The 19134-nt window shown below is 68.4% G+C and carries 15 protein-coding genes; 5 read left to right on the top strand and 10 right to left on the bottom strand.

All coding sequences use genetic code 11. The features are described from left to right. Positions 1-99: 99 nt before the first annotated feature. A complete protein-coding gene (locus E3T49_RS05825) occupies positions 100-1566 on the top strand; it encodes a peptide MFS transporter (RefSeq protein WP_134424023.1) in 1467 nt (488 codons plus the stop codon). A 152-nt stretch (positions 1567-1718) separates the two neighbouring features. On the opposite strand, the gene E3T49_RS05830 is transcribed toward E3T49_RS05825, so the two are convergent. The 3 genes from E3T49_RS05830 to E3T49_RS05840 form a co-directional block, all read right to left on the bottom strand. Continuing rightward, positions 1719-3236, bottom strand: coding sequence for an HNH endonuclease signature motif containing protein (locus E3T49_RS05830; RefSeq protein ID WP_134424024.1), 1518 nt, complete (start codon positions 3234-3236; stop codon positions 1719-1721). Positions 3237-3377: 141 nt separating this feature from the next. Then, positions 3378-4691, bottom strand: coding sequence for an MFS transporter (locus E3T49_RS05835; protein ID WP_198414223.1), 1314 nt, complete (start codon positions 4689-4691; stop codon positions 3378-3380). Between the two features lie 5 nt (positions 4692-4696). Further along, a complete protein-coding gene (locus E3T49_RS05840; RefSeq protein WP_241972677.1) occupies positions 4697-5101 on the bottom strand; it encodes a MarR family winged helix-turn-helix transcriptional regulator in 405 nt (134 codons plus the stop codon). Between the two features lie 191 nt (positions 5102-5292). Between E3T49_RS05840 and E3T49_RS05845 the strand changes: the two genes are divergently transcribed. Together E3T49_RS05845 and E3T49_RS05850 are read left to right on the top strand one after the other, a co-directional pair. Next, entirely contained in the window at positions 5293-6144 is an 852-nt protein-coding gene (locus tag E3T49_RS05845) for an alpha/beta fold hydrolase (protein WP_134424027.1), read from the top strand. 9 nt (positions 6145-6153) lie between these two features. Next, positions 6154-7203: a lipoate-protein ligase LplAB gene (locus E3T49_RS05850; protein ID WP_134424028.1), complete on the top strand. Its 1050-nt coding sequence runs from the start codon at positions 6154-6156 to the stop codon at positions 7201-7203. 8 nt (positions 7204-7211) lie between these two features. Here the strand turns inward: E3T49_RS05850 and E3T49_RS05855 are convergent, their stop codons facing one another. Next, positions 7212-7568 carry a GNAT family N-acetyltransferase gene (locus tag E3T49_RS05855; RefSeq protein ID WP_134424029.1) on the bottom strand — a complete coding sequence of 119 codons (357 nt, stop codon included), beginning with the start codon at positions 7566-7568 and terminating at the stop codon, positions 7212-7214. A 34-nt stretch (positions 7569-7602) separates the two neighbouring features. Between E3T49_RS05855 and E3T49_RS05860 the strand changes: the two genes are divergently transcribed. Then, positions 7603-8586 carry a DNA-methyltransferase gene (locus tag E3T49_RS05860; RefSeq protein WP_134424030.1) on the top strand — a complete coding sequence of 328 codons (984 nt, stop codon included), beginning with the start codon at positions 7603-7605 and terminating at the stop codon, positions 8584-8586. Next, entirely contained in the window at positions 8583-9509 is a 927-nt protein-coding gene (locus E3T49_RS05865) for an LLM class F420-dependent oxidoreductase (protein ID WP_134424031.1), read from the top strand. Before E3T49_RS05860 ends, E3T49_RS05865 begins: the two co-directional genes overlap by 4 nt. A gap of 92 nt (positions 9510-9601) precedes the next feature. On the opposite strand, the gene E3T49_RS05870 is transcribed toward E3T49_RS05865, so the two are convergent. The 6 genes from E3T49_RS05870 to E3T49_RS05895 all read right to left on the bottom strand — a co-directional run bounded on the left by E3T49_RS05870 (position 9602) and on the right by E3T49_RS05895 (position 19127). Continuing rightward, a complete protein-coding gene (locus tag E3T49_RS05870) occupies positions 9602-10630 on the bottom strand; it encodes a LacI family DNA-binding transcriptional regulator (RefSeq protein ID WP_134424032.1) in 1029 nt (342 codons plus the stop codon). A gap of 40 nt (positions 10631-10670) precedes the next feature. After that, the gene (locus E3T49_RS05875; protein ID WP_134424033.1) at positions 10671-12083 is read right to left on the bottom strand and encodes a GH1 family beta-glucosidase; all 1413 of its coding nucleotides are present in this window, start codon (positions 12081-12083) and stop codon (positions 10671-10673) included. A 41-nt stretch (positions 12084-12124) separates the two neighbouring features. Further along, positions 12125-12967, bottom strand: coding sequence for a carbohydrate ABC transporter permease (locus tag E3T49_RS05880; protein ID WP_134424034.1), 843 nt, complete (start codon positions 12965-12967; stop codon positions 12125-12127). Then, a complete protein-coding gene (locus E3T49_RS05885; RefSeq protein ID WP_134424035.1) occupies positions 12964-13953 on the bottom strand; it encodes a carbohydrate ABC transporter permease in 990 nt (329 codons plus the stop codon). The genes E3T49_RS05880 and E3T49_RS05885 overlap by 4 nt, the downstream gene beginning before the upstream one ends. A gap of 238 nt (positions 13954-14191) precedes the next feature. Continuing rightward, a complete protein-coding gene (locus tag E3T49_RS05890) occupies positions 14192-15403 on the bottom strand; it encodes an ABC transporter substrate-binding protein (protein ID WP_134424036.1) in 1212 nt (403 codons plus the stop codon). 253 nt (positions 15404-15656) lie between these two features. Continuing rightward, positions 15657-19127, bottom strand: a complete 3471-nt coding sequence (locus E3T49_RS05895) for a hypothetical protein (protein WP_134424037.1) — start codon at positions 19125-19127, stop codon at positions 15657-15659. Positions 19128-19134: the final 7 nt, after the last annotated feature.

Genomic DNA, 19134 nt, shown 5'->3' on the forward strand with positions numbered 1-19134 from the left:
GGTTCTAACGGTACCGGGCAAATCGTACCGTGCGCCGCAGCCCGGTGCCGCAGCGGCGCCGATGCCCCCGATTCTGGGGGCACGCGGTAAGGTCAAGCAATGTCCTCGGTTGTTGAACAAGCCCCTCCACGTGACGACCGAAGCTTCCTCGGCCAGCCCCGTTCCCTCGCCAATGTCTTCGGCGTCGAGATGTGGGAGCGTTTCTCCTTCTACGGGATGCAGGGCATCCTGCTGCTGTATTTGTACTATTCCGCGGCCGACGGCGGCCTCGGCATGCCGCAGGCCACCGCGGCCGGCATCGTGGGGGCGTACGGCGGCGGTGTCTACCTGTCGACCATCCTGGGTGCCTGGATCGCCGACCGTCTGCTGGGTTCGGAGCGGGTGCTGTTCTACAGCGCCATCGTGATTGCCGTGGGGCACGTGGCGCTGGCGGTGCTGCCGGGCGCCGCCGGGGTGGCGACCGGGCTCATCCTGATCGCCCTCGGCAGCGGAGGGCTCAAGGCCAACGCGACCAGCGTCGTCGGGGCGCTCTACGCCAAGGACGACCCGCGGCTCGACGCGGGGTTCTCCCTCTTCTATCTCGGGATCAACCTGGGCGCGTTCTTCGGACCGGTCCTGACCGGGCTGCTGCAGACCACTCTCGGCTTCCACTACGGCTTCGGCCTCGCGGCCGTGGGCATGGCGATCGGCCTGGTGCAGTATTCCTTCGGGCGCAAACGGCTGCCGGCGATCGTGCACGAGGTGCCGAACCCGCTGCCGGCCTCCCGCTACGCCGCGTACCTCTGGGCCCTGATCGCGGCCATCGGCCTGATCGTGGTGCTGGTGCTGCTGGGCGTGATCACGGCATCCGGTCTGGTCACGATCGTGATCACGCTGACCCTGGTTGCCACGGTCTCCTACTTCGTGGTGATCCTGCGCAACCGTCAGATCACTGCCATCGAACGCAAGCGCGTCTACGCGTTCATGCCGCTGTTCGTGGCCAGCGCCGCGTTCTGGTCACTCTCCCAGCAGCAGTTCACGGTGGTCACCATCTACGCCGATGAGCGCCTCAACCGGGACGTGTTCGGGTGGGAGCTGCCCGTGTCGTGGGTGCAGTCGTTCAACCCGGTCTTCATCATCCTGCTCTCCGGCGCCTTCGCGGCGCTCTGGACCCGCTGGGGTTCCCGCCAGCCGTCGACCCCGGTCAAGTTCGCCGCGGGCACCGCTCTGATGGGCGCCGCCTTCCTCCTGTTCCTTCCGTTCGTCGACGGCGGTGCGAACTCGACTCCGCTGGTCGCCATGGTCGTGATCCTCTTCGTGCTCACGGTGGCGGAGTTGATGATCGGGCCGGTCGGCCTGGCCGTCACCACGCGGCTCGCGCCCGAGCCGTTCAAGACCCAGATGGTCGCGCTGTTCTTCCTGTCGATCGCCCTGGGCAGCGCGATGTCCGGTTGGCTCGCCGAGTGGTACACCACGGTGCCCGAGACGGTCTACTTCAGCGTGATCGGCGGGGTCGCCATCGTGCTCGGACTGCTGCTCGCACTGATCGCCCGCCCGATCCTGCGGCTGATGAACGGCGTGCGCTGACCGGCGTGCGCTAACCGGCGTGCGCTAACCGGCATCCGCCGGCCCGACGGCTGTGACCCGGCGCTCTGGCGACCTGCGTCGCCATGGTTCCCATGGCGCTGGTCGAGCCTGTCGAGACCCGAGCCTGTCGAGACCAAGGCCCAGACGCACCCCTACTCGTCATCCCTGCTCACGTTCGTTCGTTCGACGGAGTCCGTCATCCGGGTGCGGGACTTCGTCACGGCCCGCCACTTGCGTGCCCCGGTCTCGAGCCAGGGTGGTGCCATGATCTGCACGGCGCCGCGCACCATCCGGATGGCCCAGCCGGAGGCGGCGAGGTAGCGGTGGTGGAACCAGCAGAGGCAGACGCCGTTGTCGGTGTGGGTTTCCCCGCCTTCGGAATGCGGGATGACGTGGTGGATCTCGGTCATTCCGGCGGGGATTTTGCACCAGGGGATGATGCAGGTGCCGTCGCGGAGTTGGATCGCGCGTCTCTGCGCGGGCGTGAAGCAGCGCTCGGGGGAACCGAGCTTGATGATGCGGCCCTCGTCGTTGATCACGACCTTCTGCTGTCCGCCGGTGCTGATCAGATCCTTGACGGCGGTGATCGGGATCGGGGAATCGACGCCGTCGATCCAGCCGACGCCGCGGCCCTGGCCGAAGTCCGCGTTGAGGTCCTGTTCCCGCACGCTGACCAGCACCGTGGCGGGGGCGCCGCCGATGGTCGGTGCCTCGCCGGCGCGGGCGGCGACGTCGACGATCACGGCGAACACGTCGTGCCGCCGCTGGTCGGGCGTGCGATCGTCCCGTTCGAGCAGCGCCTGCTCCCGCGCCTGCTCCGGTGTGAGCCCCTCCCGGTTTGTGTCGGCGTCTTCCTCGGCGTGGAAGGCGACCGGCGCACTCTTCGGCGACAGATACGCGTCGAACAGGCGGCGCAGCTTGCCCGCGATCTCGGGCATCAACGACCCCGACACCGGCACCACGCCGTCGCGTTCCCGGCCGAGCCGGAACGACCGCGCCACCGCGGCGTGGTCGTCGGGCCGCGACCCGTCGGGCGCGAGCACGGCCTTCCAGACGGAGCCCTGCAACCGGACCTCATCCGCCGGCGCGGGCACCGGGGTCTGCGCACTCGTGCCCGTCGCCGTCGCCACCAGCTCGCTCTCCGCGGCCTGCACCGAGTCCAGGTCGGTGCACCGCAGCGTGGGCGTCAACGCGGTCAGGATGGCGTCGGCCGTGTCGACGCCGATCGCGCCGGTGGCCAGAGCGATCGAGGTCGCCGGAAAGGTGGGCGGCAGCGGTTCGCCGCTCAGGGAGCGGCCGGTGCGGAGCTGCTTGCCCAGCCGCATCCGTCGCCCGGCGGTCGGGCCCGACACCAGGGTGAGCCGCTCGAGGAGTTCCCCGGCGGTGCGGCAGCCCTTCCTCGCGGAGAGCTGCCCGGTGCCGAGTTCGGGCCGGGACCGGTCGGCGACCTCCCCGGCCGCGGCTACCCGGAGGGCGTCGACACGGCGGCCGAGCCCCTCGAGCGCCGTGGTCACCTGCAGCAGCCCGTCGTCGTCGAGGCCGCGCACGCTCGAACACCCGAGCGTCTCACCGAGTTCACCCGCGAGAGCCTGCAGCTCGGCCACCACGCGCGCCGCCGCGAACGGGCCGGGTGCGGCATCCGCTGCGGGGTGTTCCACGAGGGTGGTCATGAACAAGAGTTTACCTCAAGTAGAACAAAAGCACTATATTCGTTCCCATGACAATAAGCTAAAATCGAACTTGATTACGAAGTGTCGATCGCGCCGTCAGACCCCAACACCGTCGTCTCGCCGAGCCGGGCGATTCGAGCGCTAGCGTGTCGCCGTGGCCTCGACGATGGCGATCTCGCGGGTCGCCGTCTCGGCATCGCGGCCGTCGCCGTCGTGGTGCACGCGGATCCGGGGGGACACGCCCCGGCGGATCCGCACCCGCAGGCTGCGGTAGCGCACCATCCAGAACAGCACGGCGGCAGCCGCGAGGAGGCCGGAGAGCGCGGCGACACCGAGCGCCCAGCGCGGGCCGAATTGGTCGGCCACCCAGCCGACCAGCGGTGCCCCGAGCGGAGTTCCGCCGGCGAAGATTGCCATGTACAGCGCCATCACCCTGCCGCGCATGGCCGGCCGCGTCGTGGTTTGCACGTACGCGTTCGCAGTCGTCATCAGGGTCAGCGAGGACAGGCCGACGAGGGCCAGGGAGATCGCGAACGTCACGTAGTTGGGCATCACAGCGGCCAGGGCGCAGGAGAGTCCGAACACGAACGAACCGGCCACCACGAGTCGGAGCCGAGGCCGGCTGCGCCGGGCGCTGAGCAGGGCTCCCGCCACCGAGCCGATCGCCATGATCGAGCTGAGCAGGCCGAACTCGCTGGCACCCATTCCGAACTCGACGGTCGCCATCGTGGCCGTGAAAATGGCGAAGTTGAACCCGAAGGTGCCCACCAGGAAAACCGTGATCAGCACGACGACGATGTCGGGTCGATGTGACACATAGCGGAAACCGGCCATCAGCTGACCGCGCTCGCGGGGTGCCCGCGGCTGCCGGCGCAGTTGCTCGGTTCGCAGCAGTGTCATCGCGAAGACCGTCGCGGCGAAGGTCACGGCGTTGATCATGAACACCCAGCCGGCACCCACGGCCACCGTCAACAGGCCGGCGGCGGCCGGGCCGAAGAGCCGGGCGCCGTTGAACGAGGCGGAGTTGAGGGCCACCGCGTTCGACAGGTTGTCGTCGGAGACCAGCTCCGACACGAAGGTCTGCCGGGCCGGGGCGTCGATGGCCGCTACGATGCCGAGTCCGAGGGCGAAGAGGTAGACGTGCCACAGCTCGACGACGCCGGTGACCGTGATCACGCCCAGGCCGAGCGCCAGCAGTCCCATCAGGCTCTGCGTCAGGATGAGCAGCCGGCGTCGGTTGAACCGGTCGGCGATCAGGCCCGACCACGGCATCAGCACGAGCTGCGGCCCGAACTGCAGGGCCATCACGATACCCACTGCCGTGGCGTTGTAGTCGGTCAGCTCGGTCAGGACGATCCAGTCCTGGGCGGTGCGCTGCATCCAGGTTCCGATGTTCGACACCAGGGCGCCCGCGAACCAGATTCGGTAGTTCGGGACGCTCAGGGAGCGAAACATGGTATTCAACTGTTGGCGAGCTCCTTCATGATGTCGACGGCTTCGGTGAGCACCCGGCGCTGATCGGAACTCAGTTTCACGATGCGCTGGGCGAGCCACGCATCCCGGCGCTTGCGGGTCTCCCGCATCAGGCTGCGCCCCCGTTCGGTCACCGTGAGTACCACTTTGCGGCCGTCGTCGGCCGAGCCGGCCCGGTCGACGAGGCCGGCCTCGACCAGCGCGTTGACCGTGCGATTCATCGAAGGCGGTGTGACCCGCTCGTGCTCGCTGAGCTCGCGGAGGGTGAAAGGGCCCTGGAAGAAGATGGTGCCGAGCGCCGAGAACTGGCTGCTGCTCAACTCGTTGTCGGCCTTCTCCTGGCGCAGCCGCCGGGCCAGGCGGCCGTTGGCCAGCCGGAAATCGTGGCTCAACTCGGCAACCGTCGCGCGCCGGCCGCCTGCGGGGGCAACAGCTGACGTGAGAGCTGACGGTGAAGATTCCATGGGTACACACCCTAACCACTTAGCCTTGCTAAGTATTCCCTGTTCGCAGCCTAGTTCAGGTTGGCGGCAAAGCCCTGTAACCAGCAGACGAGCGGGGCGAGTGCTGTCAGACTGGCCCCGTGCCTACCTACACGGATGACTTCGGCGTCTCGATCACGTATTTCACCTGGGCCGTCGATCGCCCTCGGGCCATCGTCCAGATCGCCCACGGGGTCGGTGAGCATGCGCAGCGCTACGCGGAGCTCGCCGAGCGCCTGAACACGGCGGGCTACACCGTCTATGCCGACGATCATCGGGGCCACGGCCACACCGGGGTGCACCAGTACGGTGGCGACCTCACCTGCCTCGGCCGCCTCGGCCCCGGCGGCCTGCGCGCGGCCGTGGCCGGAGTGCACCAGCTGAGCGGGATCATCCGTGCCGCCCACCCCGACCTGCCGCTCGTGCTGCTCGGCCACAGCTGGGGGTCGTTCATGGTGCAGATGATCGTGAACGCGCACGCCGCCGACTACGACGCGGTCGTGCTCAGCGGCACGGCCTACCGGATGCCCGGCTACCTGGACAGCGGCGACCTGAACCGCCGGCACAAGCACCTGGGCGACACCGGGGTGGAGTGGCTCAGCCGCGACCCCGCGGTGGCCCGCGCGTTCATCGCCGACCCGCTCACGACCACGACTCCGCTGGCGAAGCTGTTCGGCTTGCGCGAGGCGGCGCGCCTCTTCGGCCGGCCGAGTCGCGGTCTGCCGCCGGACCTGCCGCTGCTGATCCTGGCCGGCGGCGACGACATCGTGGGCGGGGAGCGCAGCATTCTCAAGCTGGTCCGGGCCTATTCCGGGCGGTCGGGGCTGCGCGACATCCGTGTCATCGTCTACCCGGGGGCTCGGCACGAGGTGTTCAACGAGACGAACCGCGACGACGTCTTCGACGACCTGATCGGGTGGCTGGGCAAGCGCTGGGCCGTGCCCGCCGATTAGGCTGGCGTCATGCACGGTGAATATAAGGTTCCAGGCGGCAAGCTCGTCGTCGTCGATCTCGACGTCGTCGACAACACGATCGTCGACTTCCGGCTGGCCGGTGATTTCTTCCTCGAGCCCGACAGTGCGCTCGGTGACATCAACGCGGCCGTGAACGGCCTGCCCGCCGACAGCGACGCTGTGAGCATCGCCGCCGCTGTGCGCGCCGCGCTGCCGGCGCAGGCCACGCTGCTCGGCTTCTCGCCCGAGTCGGTGGCGGTGGCGATCCGCCGTTCGCTCGCCCAGGCCAGTGGCTGGCGAGACTACGAGTGGCAGCTGATCCACACCAAGGCGGTCGCCCCCGTCATGCAGATGGCGCTCGACGAGGTGCTCGCGATCGAGGTCGGCGAGGGGCGCCGCAGCCCCACCCTCCGGATCTGGGAATGGACGGAGCCGGCCGTGGTGATCGGCAGCTTCCAGTCCCTCAAGAACGAGGTCGACGCGGTGCAGGCCGCCCGGCACGGCTTCACCGTCGTGCGCCGGATCAGCGGCGGCGGGGCCATGTTCATGGAAGCAGGGTCGGTCATCACCTATTCCATCTACGCGCCGACCGACCTCGTGCAGGGCATGACGTTCGCCGACTCCTACGCCTTCCTCGACGAATGGGTGCTCACGGCCCTCAAGTCCCTCGGCATCGACGCCTACTACCAGCCGCTGAACGACATCACGAGCCCCAAGGGCAAGATCGGCGGGGCCGCCCAGAAGCGGCTCGGCAGCGGCGCCGTGCTGCACCACGTCACCATGAGCTACGACATGGACGGCGACAAGATGGTGCAGGTGCTCCGCATCGGCCGCGAGAAGCTCAGCGACAAGGGCATCACGAGCGCCGCGAAGCGGGTCGACCCGTTGCGCAGCCAGACGGGCCTCAGTCGAGACGCGATCATCGACCGCATGAAGACCACCTTCACCGGGCTGTACGGCGCGGTTGCGGGCGAGATCACCGAAGCGGAATACGCCCGGGCGGCCGAGCTGGTCGAGACCAAGTTCGGCACGGATGAGTGGATCGGCCGCGTTCCGTAGGCCGAGGGTTACTGTCCGCGCGTGAGCAGGTCCTGGTACTCGGTGTGCAGGTCGATCCAGCGCACGACGTAGGGGCACACCGGCACGACGGTGAGTGTGGTCTGAGTGCGTACGTCGTCGAGCGCCTGCTCGACCAGAATGCTCGCCAGGCCCTCGCCCCGGTGCGTGGGGTCCACCTCGACGTGGGTGAACACAACCTCCTCGCCGGCGATCTCATAATCGGCCAATCCCACGGTGGCTCCCGCGATCTCCAGCGTGTAGCGGGAGAGGGCCGGCTCGTGGCGGAACTCGACCGTGGTCGAGGCCGTCGCTGAGTCCGTGCTGGAGTTCGTCGTGGTTTCCGGGGCTGCTGCGTCTGTTGTCATCCCTTCAGCGTAGGGTGCCTGACACAATGAGGGAATGCCAACCGCGTGGTCTCCCTCCTCTTCCAGCCGTGTCGTCCACGCGAACAACCTCGAGGTGCTGCCGCACCTGCCCGATGCGGCCTTCACGCTCATCTACCTGGACCCGCCGTTCAACACGGGACGCAAACAGAACCGGCAGACCACAACGTCGGTCCGGGCGCCCGCCCAGGCGGCATCCGCTGCCCTCGGCGCGAAAGCGGCGGGCACCATCACGGGATTCAAGGGACAGCGCTACGAGCGCATCAAGGGTGACCTGCTTGGCTACGACGACCAGTTCGAGGACTACTGGGCCTTCCTCGAGCCGCGCCTGATCGAGGCCTGGCGCCTGCTCGCCGACGACGGCACGCTGTACCTGCACCTCGACTACCGCGAGGCGCACTACGCCAAGGTCCTGCTCGACGCGCTCTTCGGCCGGGACTGTTTCCTGAACGAGCTGATCTGGGCCTACGACTACGGTGCGAAGTCGAAGAACCGCTGGCCGACCAAGCACGACACGATCCTGGTCTACGTGAAGAACCCGGCCCGGTACTATTTCGACTCGACCACGGTCGACCGTGAGCCCTATATGGCGCCCGGGCTGGTCACCCCGGAGAAGGTCGCGAAGGGCAAGCTGCCAACGGATGTCTGGTGGCACACGATCGTGTCGCCGACCGGCAAGGAGAAGACCGGGTATCCCACCCAGAAGCCCGTCGGCATCCTGCGCCGCATGATCCAGGCGTCCAGCCGCGAGGGGGACTGGGTACTCGACTTCTTCGCCGGCAGCGGCACGACCGGCGCCGTCGCCGCCGCCCTCGGCCGCCGGTTCGTTCTGGTGGACCAGAACCCGGAATCGATCGCGGTCATGCGGGCGCGCTTCGCGCTGCTGCCCGACGTCGAGTTCCTGGCCGGCGGCGATGCCCTGCCTGGAGCAGTGAACCCCGCCCAGCCGCCGCTGCTCGATTTCGCCCCGGACGAAGCCGAGACAAGACTGGGAGCATGAGACTCCGCATTTTCACCGAACCGCAGCAGGGTGCTTCGTACGATGACATCCTCGCCGTGGCCCAGGCCACGGAGACGCTCGGCTTCGACGCGTTCTTCCGCTCCGACCACTACCTCGCCATGGGCGACACTGCCCCCGGCCTGCCCGGGCCGACGGATGCCTGGACCACCCTGGCCGGCCTCGCCCGGGAGACCCGGCGCATCCGCCTGGGCACCCTGGTCTCGTCGGTGACCTACCGGCCGCCGGGGATTCTCGCGATCCAGGTCGCGCAGGTCGACCAGATGTCGGGCGGGCGGGTCGAGCTCGGGCTCGGCACCGGCTGGTTCGAGCAGGAACACCTGGCCTACGGCATCCCATTCCCGGCCAAGCGGTTCGGCATGCTCGAGGAGCAGCTGGAGATCGTGACCGGCCTCTGGGATACCCCGGTCGGCGACCGCTACAGCTTCACCGGCGAGCATTACACCCTCGTCGACTCACCTGCCCTGCCCAAGCCCGTGCAGGCCCGCATCCCGGTGATCGTGGGCGGCGGCGGCGCCAAACGCACCCCGGCCATGGCGGCCCGCTTCGCCACCGAGTTCAACCTGCCCTTCCCCGACTTCACGGATGTCCCGGCCAAGTTCGCTGGCGTGCGCGCGGCCTGCGAGGCCATCGGCCGCGATCCCCGTGAGCTCGTCTATTCGGCCGCCCTGATCGCCGTCGCGGGTGCGGACGAGGCCGATTTCGCCCGCCGGGCCGCGGCCGTGGGCCGGGAGCCCGCCGAGCTGCGGGCGCACGGCGTGGCCGGCACCGCATCCGAGGTCGTGGACCGCCTCGGCGCGCTCTCGGATGACGGGGTTGAGTGCGTCTACCTGCAGATCATGGACCTGTCCGACCTCGACCACCTGGACTTCATCGCCCGCGAGGTCATGCCCCAGCTCGCCTGATCGCCCTCTCGCTCCCGCACAGTGCCCGTTCCGGTCGAGAGTGCCCGCTGCGCCGGTCACTCTCGACCGGAACGGGCACACTCGCGATGAAGTTACGCGGACTCCCGCAGCACCAGGCGGGTGGGCATCAGGGTCTGGTGCGGCATCTTCTCGTCGCCGGAGAGCCGGCGCAGCAGGATGTCCGCCATCGCGTAGCCCATCTCCTCGGAGGGCTGGCTGACAGTGGTCAACGGCACCAGGCCGCTCGTCGCGGCCGGGCTGTCATCGAATCCGACGATGGCCACGTCCCCGGGCACCGAGCGGCCGAACTCGCGCAGCACGTCCACCGCACCGGTGGCCATCAGGTCGCTGGCCACGAAGAGGCCGTCGATGTCGGGGCAGCGCTCCAGCAGCCGGCGGGTGGCCGCCGCGCCGCCCGAGGCCGTGAAGTCGCCGGGCTCGACGGCATCCGTGGGCATCCCGGCTCGCTCGAGCGTGCGCTCGAAACCGATGAGCCGGTCGATGCCGGCGGGCATGTCGACCGCTCCGGCGATCGACCCGACGCGGCGCCGCCCGATGTCGATCAGGCGCTGGGTGCCCGTCTCGGCACCGGACGCATTGTCGACGTCGACGAAGTAGGCGTTCGGGTTGTCCGCGTTCGCCGGCCGGCCGCCGAAGACCACGGGCATGGTTTTCTCCAGTTCGGCGACGAAGTCGTCCCCGGTGTGGTGCGAGATGATGAGTGCGCCGTCGACGTTGCCCGAGCGCAGGTAGCGCATGGTCTTGTGCCGCGGGTCGCTCGAGGCGACGAGCAGGTTGAGCGTGTAGTCGCTCTGGTCGAGGCGGCGGGTGATGCCCTGCACGACCGCGGCGAAGTAGGGGTCACCGAAGAACCGGGTCATGTCCTCGGGCACGACCAGGGCCACGGCCTCGGTCTGCCGGCTCGCGAGCGAGCGGGCCGCCCGGTTCGGGACATAGTTGAGCTGGTTGATGGCATCCGTCACCGAGGCGACGATCTCGGGGCTGACCTTCGGCGACCCGTTCACGACCCGGCTCACGGTGGCACGGGAAACCCCGGCCACCTCGGCCACCATCTCCAGGGTGGGCTGCGACGGACGGGCCTGGCGCACACTGGTAATCATGGCGTCAGTCTAATTCGCCGGTGACCATTGCAATTCCGGATCAGGACAGGGCGCGGTTGCGGATGATGTCGGCGTAAGCCCTCCCACTGTCCTTGACGGTGCGCTCCTGGGTGGCGTAGTCGACCCGTACGATTCCGAAGCGCTTGTCGTAGCCCCAGGCCCACTCGTAGTTGTCCATCAGTGACCAGTAGAAGTAGCCCCGGACCTCGACGCCCTCATCGATGGCGTCGAGCACGGCGCCGAGGTGGTCGGTCAGGAACTCGGTGCGCCGGGCATCCGGTACGCTGCCGTCCGCCGCGACGACGTCGTCGAAGGCCGCGCCGTTCTCGGTGACGTAGAGGCTGGTGCCGGCCGGTGCTGCGTACTCGGTGTTCACGCGAACGAGCAGTTCGCGCAGGCCGTCCGGCTGCACCTCCCACTCCATGGCGGTCAGCGGCAGCCCCTGCGGGTGGGTGAAGACACCGTCGGCGGCGGGGAACGCCGACCGGGTGGGACGGCTGGTCGGAGCCTGGGCGAGCAACGGATGTTCGGCCGGGCGATCGCTGACCAGCTCGCCGTGGTAGTAGTTCACGCCCAGGGTGTCGATCGGCTGGCTGATCTGGGCCAGGTCGCCGTCCTGGATGAAGTCGGTCAGTCCGAATTCGGCGACGTCCTCCAGGAGGTCCTCGGGGTAGGCGCCGCGGAAGATCGGGTCGAGGAAGACTCGGTTGAACTGTCCGTCGATCCGTCGGGCGGCGTCCACATCGCCGGCGCGGGCCGGATCGACCGGCTTGGCGACGGTGAGGTTCAGCGTGATGCCGAGCTCGAGCTTCGGATCGCGGTCGCGGAGGGCCTCGATGGTGAGTCCGTGGCCCAGCAGGAGGTGGTGCGCCGCGGCGAGGCCGTCGCGGGGGCTCTGCCGGCCCGGGGCGTGCACGCCGCCGGTGTAGCTGAGGAAAGAGGAGCACCACGGCTCGTTGAGGGTGGTCCACACGTCGACACGGTCGCCGAGGGCGTCGTGCACGTTGAGGGCGTAGTCCCGGAACAGGGAAGCAGTGTCGCGGTTGACCCAGCCACCCTTCTCCTCGAGGGCTTGCGGCAGATCCCAGTGGTAGAGGGTCAGCCACGGCTTGATGCCGGCGCCGAGCAGCTCGTCGACCAAGCGGGAGTAGAAGTCGATCCCCTTCGGGTTGACCGGGCCGCCGTCGGGCTGCACGCGCGACCAGGAGGTGGAGAAGCGGTAGGTCTGCAGGCCCAGATCCTTCATCATCGCGACGTCGTCCTGGTAACGGTGGTAGTGGTCGCAGGCGACGTCCCCGTTGTCGGCGCCGAGGACGGCGCCGGGGACGCGGCTGAACGCGTCCCAGATGGAATCCGTGCGCCCGTCCTCGTGGGCGGCACCCTCGATCTGATAGGCGGCCGTTGCCGCTCCGAACAGGAATGCGGGAGGGAAGGAGCGAGCGTCTGTGGTCATATCCATATTCTGGTTCACGGTGGAAGGGTTCAGTACCGCGGTCATCCCTTGACCGCGCCCTGCATGATGCCGGCGACCAGCTGCTTGCCCAGGAAGATGAAGACCAGGATCAGCGGGATGATCGACAGGACGACGCCGGCGAGCACGAGGGAGTAGTCGACGTAGAACGCGGCCTGCAGCTGCTGCAATGCCACGGGGAGGGTGGGGTTGCCCGGCCCGAGCACGATGAACGGCCAGAAGAAGTTCGTCCAGGTGCCGATGAAGGTGAAGAGGGCCAGCATGGCTGCGGCCGGGCGCGCGGCGGGGAGGCCGATGTGCCAGAAGCTGCGGATCATCGACGCGCCGTCCATGCGCACGGCCTCGATCAGCTCGTCCGGCAGTGCGTCACGCAGGTACTGGGTCATCCAGAACACGCCGAACGCGGTGACCATGGCGGGTGCGATGACGGCCCAGAGGCTGCCGGTCCAGCCGAGCCGGGACATGACGATGAACAGCGGCACGATGCCGAGCTGGGTTGGTACGGCCATGGTCGCGATCACGAAGATCAACAGGCCTTCACGGCCACGGAACTTCAGCTTGGCGAAGGCGTAGCCGGCCAGGGTCGAGAACATCACCACGCTCAGCGACACGACCGTCGACACGATGATGCTGTTGCCCAGGGCCGTCCAGAACGGGATGCTGTCGATGACGGTCAGGGCGTTGGCGATGAAGTTCCCGCCCGGAATCCACATCATTCCGTTCTGGTTCAGCGCGGAGGCATCCTGGCTGCCGATCAGGAACGACCACCAGATGGGGAAGGCCGAGCCGAGGAGAACGGCGATGAGGATGCCGTAGACCCAGAGGGAGGGACGGCGGTCGTGGCCGCCGATGATGGTCTTGCTCATTTCATGCCTTTCGGGCGGACGCGCAGCTTGCGGTCGGCGGTGCCCGCGATGCGGCGGGTGATGAGGAAGTTGATCACCGCGATGAGGATGATGATCAGGAAGAGCAGCCAGGCCACGGCGGACGCCCGGCCGAAGTTGCGCTGGTTCCAGCCGAGTTCGTAGATGTAAAGGGTGAGTGTCTGCCATTGGCGACTGGCCCCGCCCTGGCCGACGTTGTCGAACATGCGCGCCTCGTCGAAGATCTGCAGACCGCCGATCGTCGAGGTCAGGATGACGAAGATGATGATCGGGCGCAGCAGTGGCAGGGTGATCGACCGGAAGGTGCGCCAGCGGTTGGCGCCGTCGATGATGGCGGCCTCGTAGTAGTCCCGCGGGACGGCCTGCATGGCGGCCAGGAAGATGAGGGCGTTGTAGCCCGTCCAGCGGAAGTTCACCATCGTGGCGATGGCGATATGGCTGGGGATCACGTCGACGTGCCAGCGGATCGGCTCGAGCCCGAGGCTCATGATGCCGCTGTTGATGAGCCCGTACTTGTCACCGAAGAGGTCGTTGAAGATCAGTGCGACCGCGACCGGGGCCACGACATAGGGCAGGAGTACGCCCATACGCCAGAAGGTCTTGCCGCGCAGGTTGAAGTCGAGCACGGCGGCGATGCCGAGCGCGATCAGTACCTGGGGAATGCTCGAGAGCAGGAAGATGCTGAAGGTGTTGCGGAGGGAGTTCCAGAAGTACCCCTGGGTCAGCACCGTGACGAAGTTCTCCAGACCGACGAAGTCGCCCTGGCCGCCGATGAGGTTCCAGTCGTGCACCGACACCCAGGCCGTGTACAGCAGGGGGAAGAGGCCCATGACTCCGAAGACGAGGAAGAAGGGAGAGATGTACAGGTAGGGCGAGAAGCGCACATCCCAGCGGCTCAGCTTGTGGCTGAGGGCGATGCGGCGGATGCTGCGGGCATTCACCTCGGCGGCGGCGGCGGCGGTGGTCATGAACAGTCCTTCGGTGGTTGAGCGTGTCGAAACCCGGTGGTCGAGCCTGTCGAGACCCGGTGGTCGAGCGTGTCGAGACCCGGTGGTCGAGCCTGTCGAGACCCGGTGGTCGAGCCTGTCGAGACCCGGTGGTCGAGCGTGTCGAAACCAGGGCGGTCGAGCCGGGAGAGCCGGCCGGGACCGGGGGCCGGGCCTGACGAGAGGTGTCTCGACAGGCCCGGCCGGCGGGTGGTGCTGGTTAGCCGAGCGACTCGACGTCGGTGACCCACTGAGCCCAGGACTCGTCGGGCGTCATGGAGCCATCCTCGACCCGGGTGAGAGCCTGCTGCATGGCGTCGTTGATGGCGAAGTAGAACTCGCCCTTGAACGGCGTCACGTCGACGGCCGCGGCGCGGTTGGCGAGGATCTCACCGGTCGGCGCGTTGTTGAAGAACTCGTTCGTGGCGCTGAGCAGTTCGTCGCTCGCGAGAGCGTCGACCTGGCTCGGGAAGGTGCCCTTGGATTCGAACGCCTTGAGCTGCTGCTCGGGGGCGGTCAGCCAGGCTGCGAGCTTCTGCGCTTCGACCTGGTTCTTGGACTGCTCGGGAACGGTCAGGTACGAACCGCCCCAGTTGCCGCCGCCGCCGGGGAAGGTGTCGGCGATGTCCCAGCCGGTGACGCCTTCAGCGTTTCCGGAGATCACGCCGAGCATCCAGCCGGGGCAGAGCATGGTGGCGAAGCCGTCGTTCTGGAAGCTGGCGGTCCAGTCGTCGCTCCACTGTCCGAGGTGGGCGGAGAGGGTGGTGCTGGCCCCGAGCACGCTCGTGTAGGCCTCCTTCACCTCCGGGTTCTCGGTGGCGATGATGGTGCCGTCTTCTTCTTCGTAGGCGTTGGGCATCTGGTTGACGACACCCTGCCAGGTGGCTCCGGCCGAGTCGAACCACGGCACGTTCGTGCCGGCGGCAGCGAACTTCTCGCCGGCTGCGTAGTAGCTTTCCCAGCTGGTGCCGAGGAGCGCGGCGACTTCAGCGCGGTCGGTCGGCAGGCCTGCGGCGGCGAACAGGTCGGAGCGGTAGCAGACGCCCTGCGGGCCGATGTCGGTGCCGTAGGCGATGAGGCGGCCGTCGGCATCCGTTGCGGCCTCGGTCTTCCAATCCAGCCAGCGGTCCTTGACGTCATCGGAGGTGAGGTCGACGAACTGGTCGGAGTACTGGAGCAGTTCCGGCAGCCAGTCCACTTCGATGGCCTCGACGTCGCTCAGGCCGCTGCCTGCGGCGAGACGGGTCGTGAGGTTGTCGCGGGCCTCGTTCGAGGTGGCGGCCTTCTTGTGCGTGATAGTGACGTTCGGGTTGGCCTTCTCGTACTCGGCGAAGAGGTCCTCGTAGCCGAATTCGTTGAAGGTGGCGACGGTCAGTTTGACGTTCTTGTCCGTCGACTGCCCGGTGTCGGCGCCGGCTGAACAGCCGGACATGAGCAATGCGAATGATGCCGCTCCGGCGACGGTTACTGCAAGTGTGCTGCGTGGGAAACGCTTCACGGTCACTCCCTTGTGTGCGTGCTGATGGGTGGATGCGAGTCCGCTCTCATCAGTGCTGTGAGAGCGCTCTCACGTGTTGATGATCACGCTAGTGTGCGGATCGGTCGTTTGTCAAGAGAGCGCTCTCATTTGGTGCGCGTGAGGAGTCGCAGCCGGGGGCGGCGGGTCGGCCGCCGCCCCGTTCGGGTCAGATTCCGGCGTGCTCCGGCACGGTCACCACGAGGGAGAGCACCCGGCCGTCGCGGCGGAAGATGCTCGCGCTCAGGTCGGCGTCGAGTGTGCCACCCTGCCCGGGCACGTGGGTGCCGTCGGACAGGTGCGCGACCACGTCGAGCGGACCCCCGCGGTGGAATACGACGGGGACCTGGCAGAACGTGAAGGCCAGCGCTCCGGCGGGCAGATCGATGCTCTGCTGCTCACCGGTGACGTCCGAATAGGTGAACGTGCCGGGCGTCGTGGTCCACTCGCCGGCCCGGAGCAGAGTGGGCCGCAACCGGATGCGACCGTCCTCGACCCGCAGGCCGAGCTCGCCCATCCGGGTGAGCACCTCCTCCTTGACCTGCCCGGTCATTCCCGGTTGCCGTGCGCCGTGGCCGGCCGGGGTGTGCGAGTAGGGATCGGTGGGGAACGCACCGTAGGTCAGCGGATCCTTGCGGTAGCCGATGCCGGCCCGCACGTCCTCGTATGCCGCCTTCAGCCCCGAGATCGCCGCCTCGTCCGCCTGCTCGGCGACGGCACGTTCCAGTGTCTCCTGCACCGCGAGCAGCAGCTTCGACACCATGTGCCAGTAGATGCTGCCGAGGCCCTCGTAGGCGAAGAACGACCCGGAGCGCCCGGTGAACTCCGCATGCCGGAAGACCTCCTCGAAGATGCCCAGGAGCTCGGCCCGGTCCTGTTCCACGGCGTCATGCAGGGCCGGGTCGGTGCTCAGCGCGTCCAGCGCCTCCGAAACGCCCCTGGCATTCCGGATGTGGGCGGCGAAGTGCAGGTCTCCCTGGACATCCCGCACGACGACGCTGCGGTCGCCTGCCGCGGCAAGGCGCAGGGCGAGGGGGCAGTCGTCGGCCCGGGCGGCGCTGAAGGTGTTGCGGGCGAGGAAGGACGGAAGGTCCTTGTCGGGATAGAGGATGTAGCTGTGCTGGTCGGCGCGGTACAGCCGGCTTGCGCGCAGGGCGCGAAGCAGGTCCAGAGACTCGTCCGGGCCGAGCAGGCCGGAGGAGAGGATGGCGACCTGGCCCTCGAGCATCTCCGCCAGCCGCCGCACGTCGGCGCGATCGGCTCCGAGGTCCAGAATGTTGTAGGAGTGCACGAGTCCGTCGCCCCGCCGGTTGGCGCGCAGGCCGGACTCCACGAAGCGTCGGGCCAGATCGAGCAGCTCGGCGACGTCTCCCGCGGCGACCGTCGACCGGTCCCCGCCGAAACCGGCGTAGACCTGCTTGCGATAGGCGGTCCCGGCCTCGCCCAGATCGTCCATGACGGTCTTGCGGCGAGTGGAATCGAATCCGTCGGCCAGGGCGTCCGAATGCTCGAAGAGCACGTCGCGCACCGCGGTGAGCAGTCCGGAGAGTTCGCTCGAGAGCTCGACGTCGACCGTCAGCAGGTCCTGCGCGAAGACGAGGTAGCGGCGCAGGTAGGCGAGGGTGACCACCGACAGGCCGCGGCCGACGAGCGCGTTGTTGGCGTCGTTCCACTCCGGGCGCTGGGTCGTCATCCAGATGCCGCCGTCGGGCACCAGGTTGACGAGCTTGGCCAGCAGGAGCAGCAGCACCTTCTCCGCCAGCGTCACCCGCACCAGGTCGCCGTCGGCGCCGTGCACGAGCCGTCCGTCCGACCCCTCCGCCGCAACCCGGCGGTCGATGGTGTGCTGCCGCTCGTCGTCGAACGTGATGGTGTTGTACGGGTCGGTGAGGATGTCCCGGTACGAGGCGATCCGATACGGCACGTCGGCGTGGGTGAAGGCCGCCCGGTTGACGAGCGCGTCGAGGCGCCCCGGGTGGAAGCGGTGCGAGGTTTCGAGCAGCTTGAGCAGGTAGACGATCTGGTGGTCGCTCCAGTAGCCGATGTTGGCCCACGGGTCCTCGGGCTCGGGGACCTCCCAGTCGATGCCGTCGCGGGAGATCCGGTACGGGTTGTAGCCGTCGGCGGTGGTGGCGTCGAGGAAGATCGTGATCATCGACTCGACGTATTCGGGGAACGACCAGGCCAGCGCCTCCCAGTTCTGGAAGATGTCCCGCCAATTGCCCTGGTATTCCAGGCGACGGATGCCGCTCTCGTCTTTCAGCACGATCCGGAACTGGTTCCACGGCCGGCTCGGGTCGCCGTGCCGGCGGCTGAACGTGAGCGGCAGGTACTCCGTGGCGAGGCGCCACAGGTCCACGTCGCCGTGCTCCTGAACGATGGCGATGAGCTCGTCGGCCCGCAGCCGCTCGGGCAGGGCCTCCAGCACCGCGGCGCAGCGCCGGGCCGTCGCCTGGCTCCGCTGGGTGATGAACGCCCGCACGTCGCGGGACTCCACCGTGTAACCCTCGGCGGGGACGCCGCCGCGCATGGTGTTGAAGAGCACATTGGCGGTGTGGTGGATGGTCGCCAGCTCGTCACCGGTGTGCTGGGCGGCGTCGGTGGCCCCGAGGATCGTCTCCAGATCGGACCGGGTGCCGGAGATGTCGGCCGCCAGCTCCTCGGCGAGGGCGAGCGGGTCGCGAAGCTTCTCCCGCAGGCCCACGACATCCGCCGCATCCTGGTTCACGTCGGCGACGATCTGCCAGCGCAGTGTGCTGCCGGGGGCCAGTGTGGTCCGCGCGTGCACGAGGTAGGCGCCGCGCTGGCCGCGGACATCCGTCTCGGCGGTGATGCCCCGGCCGCGGGCGAAGGCGGCCACCTGGCTGGTCGAGAGCAGGTGCTCGGCGTTGCTCAGCCCGACCTGCCAGGCCACGTTGGCCTGCAGCGACTCGCTGGGCTCGGCCAGGTCGGAGAGCGTCGCGCTCAGCGTCAGCAGCCCGAGGCCCGTCGCCGGGTCGAGCTCGGCGCGCTTATAGGCGTCGAGCAGCACGCTCAACTCGTTCTGCGTCTTCTTGCCGGCCCCGGCAGGGAGGATGTTCACCAGGCCGTCGAGGAGGTCGACGTCGAGAGTGTCGCCGGCGAGAGAAGTGAGAGCGCAGCTGCGCACGACGCCGAAACGGGCGCTGGTCTGCCACGTCACGCGCAGGCGCAGGCCGAGATCCGGGCGGGTCTCCTCGAAGACCAGGGTCGTGCCGAGGGCGTCCTTGTAGAGCGTGCGCTGCACGTGCTGATCGCCGGGGCGCAGCTCCGCGAACGGCTGCCAGTGGGTGCTGGTCCCGTCGGGCCGTCGGACGAGCAGCACGCTCAGCCCGCCGGTCCGGCCGGCGCTCTCGGTGACCTTGTCGTCGGTGTAGTACGGGAAGAGGGCCCGGTCGGCGTCAACCCGGCCGGCGGTCAGGCCGCCGGTGCTCGAGATGAAGAGCCACACGTCGCTCGCGCCGACGAGCGTCATGAAGAACGGCGGCATCTGGTCGTAGGCCTCGATCCGGTAGAACCGGCGTCCGTCCAGATCCACCGGTCCACCCCGGACGGTGCCCTCTGCGGGGTCGACCGGGATCTCGCCTCGGTCGGTGTGCTGAATGATGGGCTCGAGGGACATGGGATCC

The organism is Cryobacterium cryoconiti (assembly GCF_004403065.1).
GTDB lineage: Bacteria > Actinomycetota > Actinomycetes > Actinomycetales > Microbacteriaceae > Cryobacterium > Cryobacterium cryoconiti.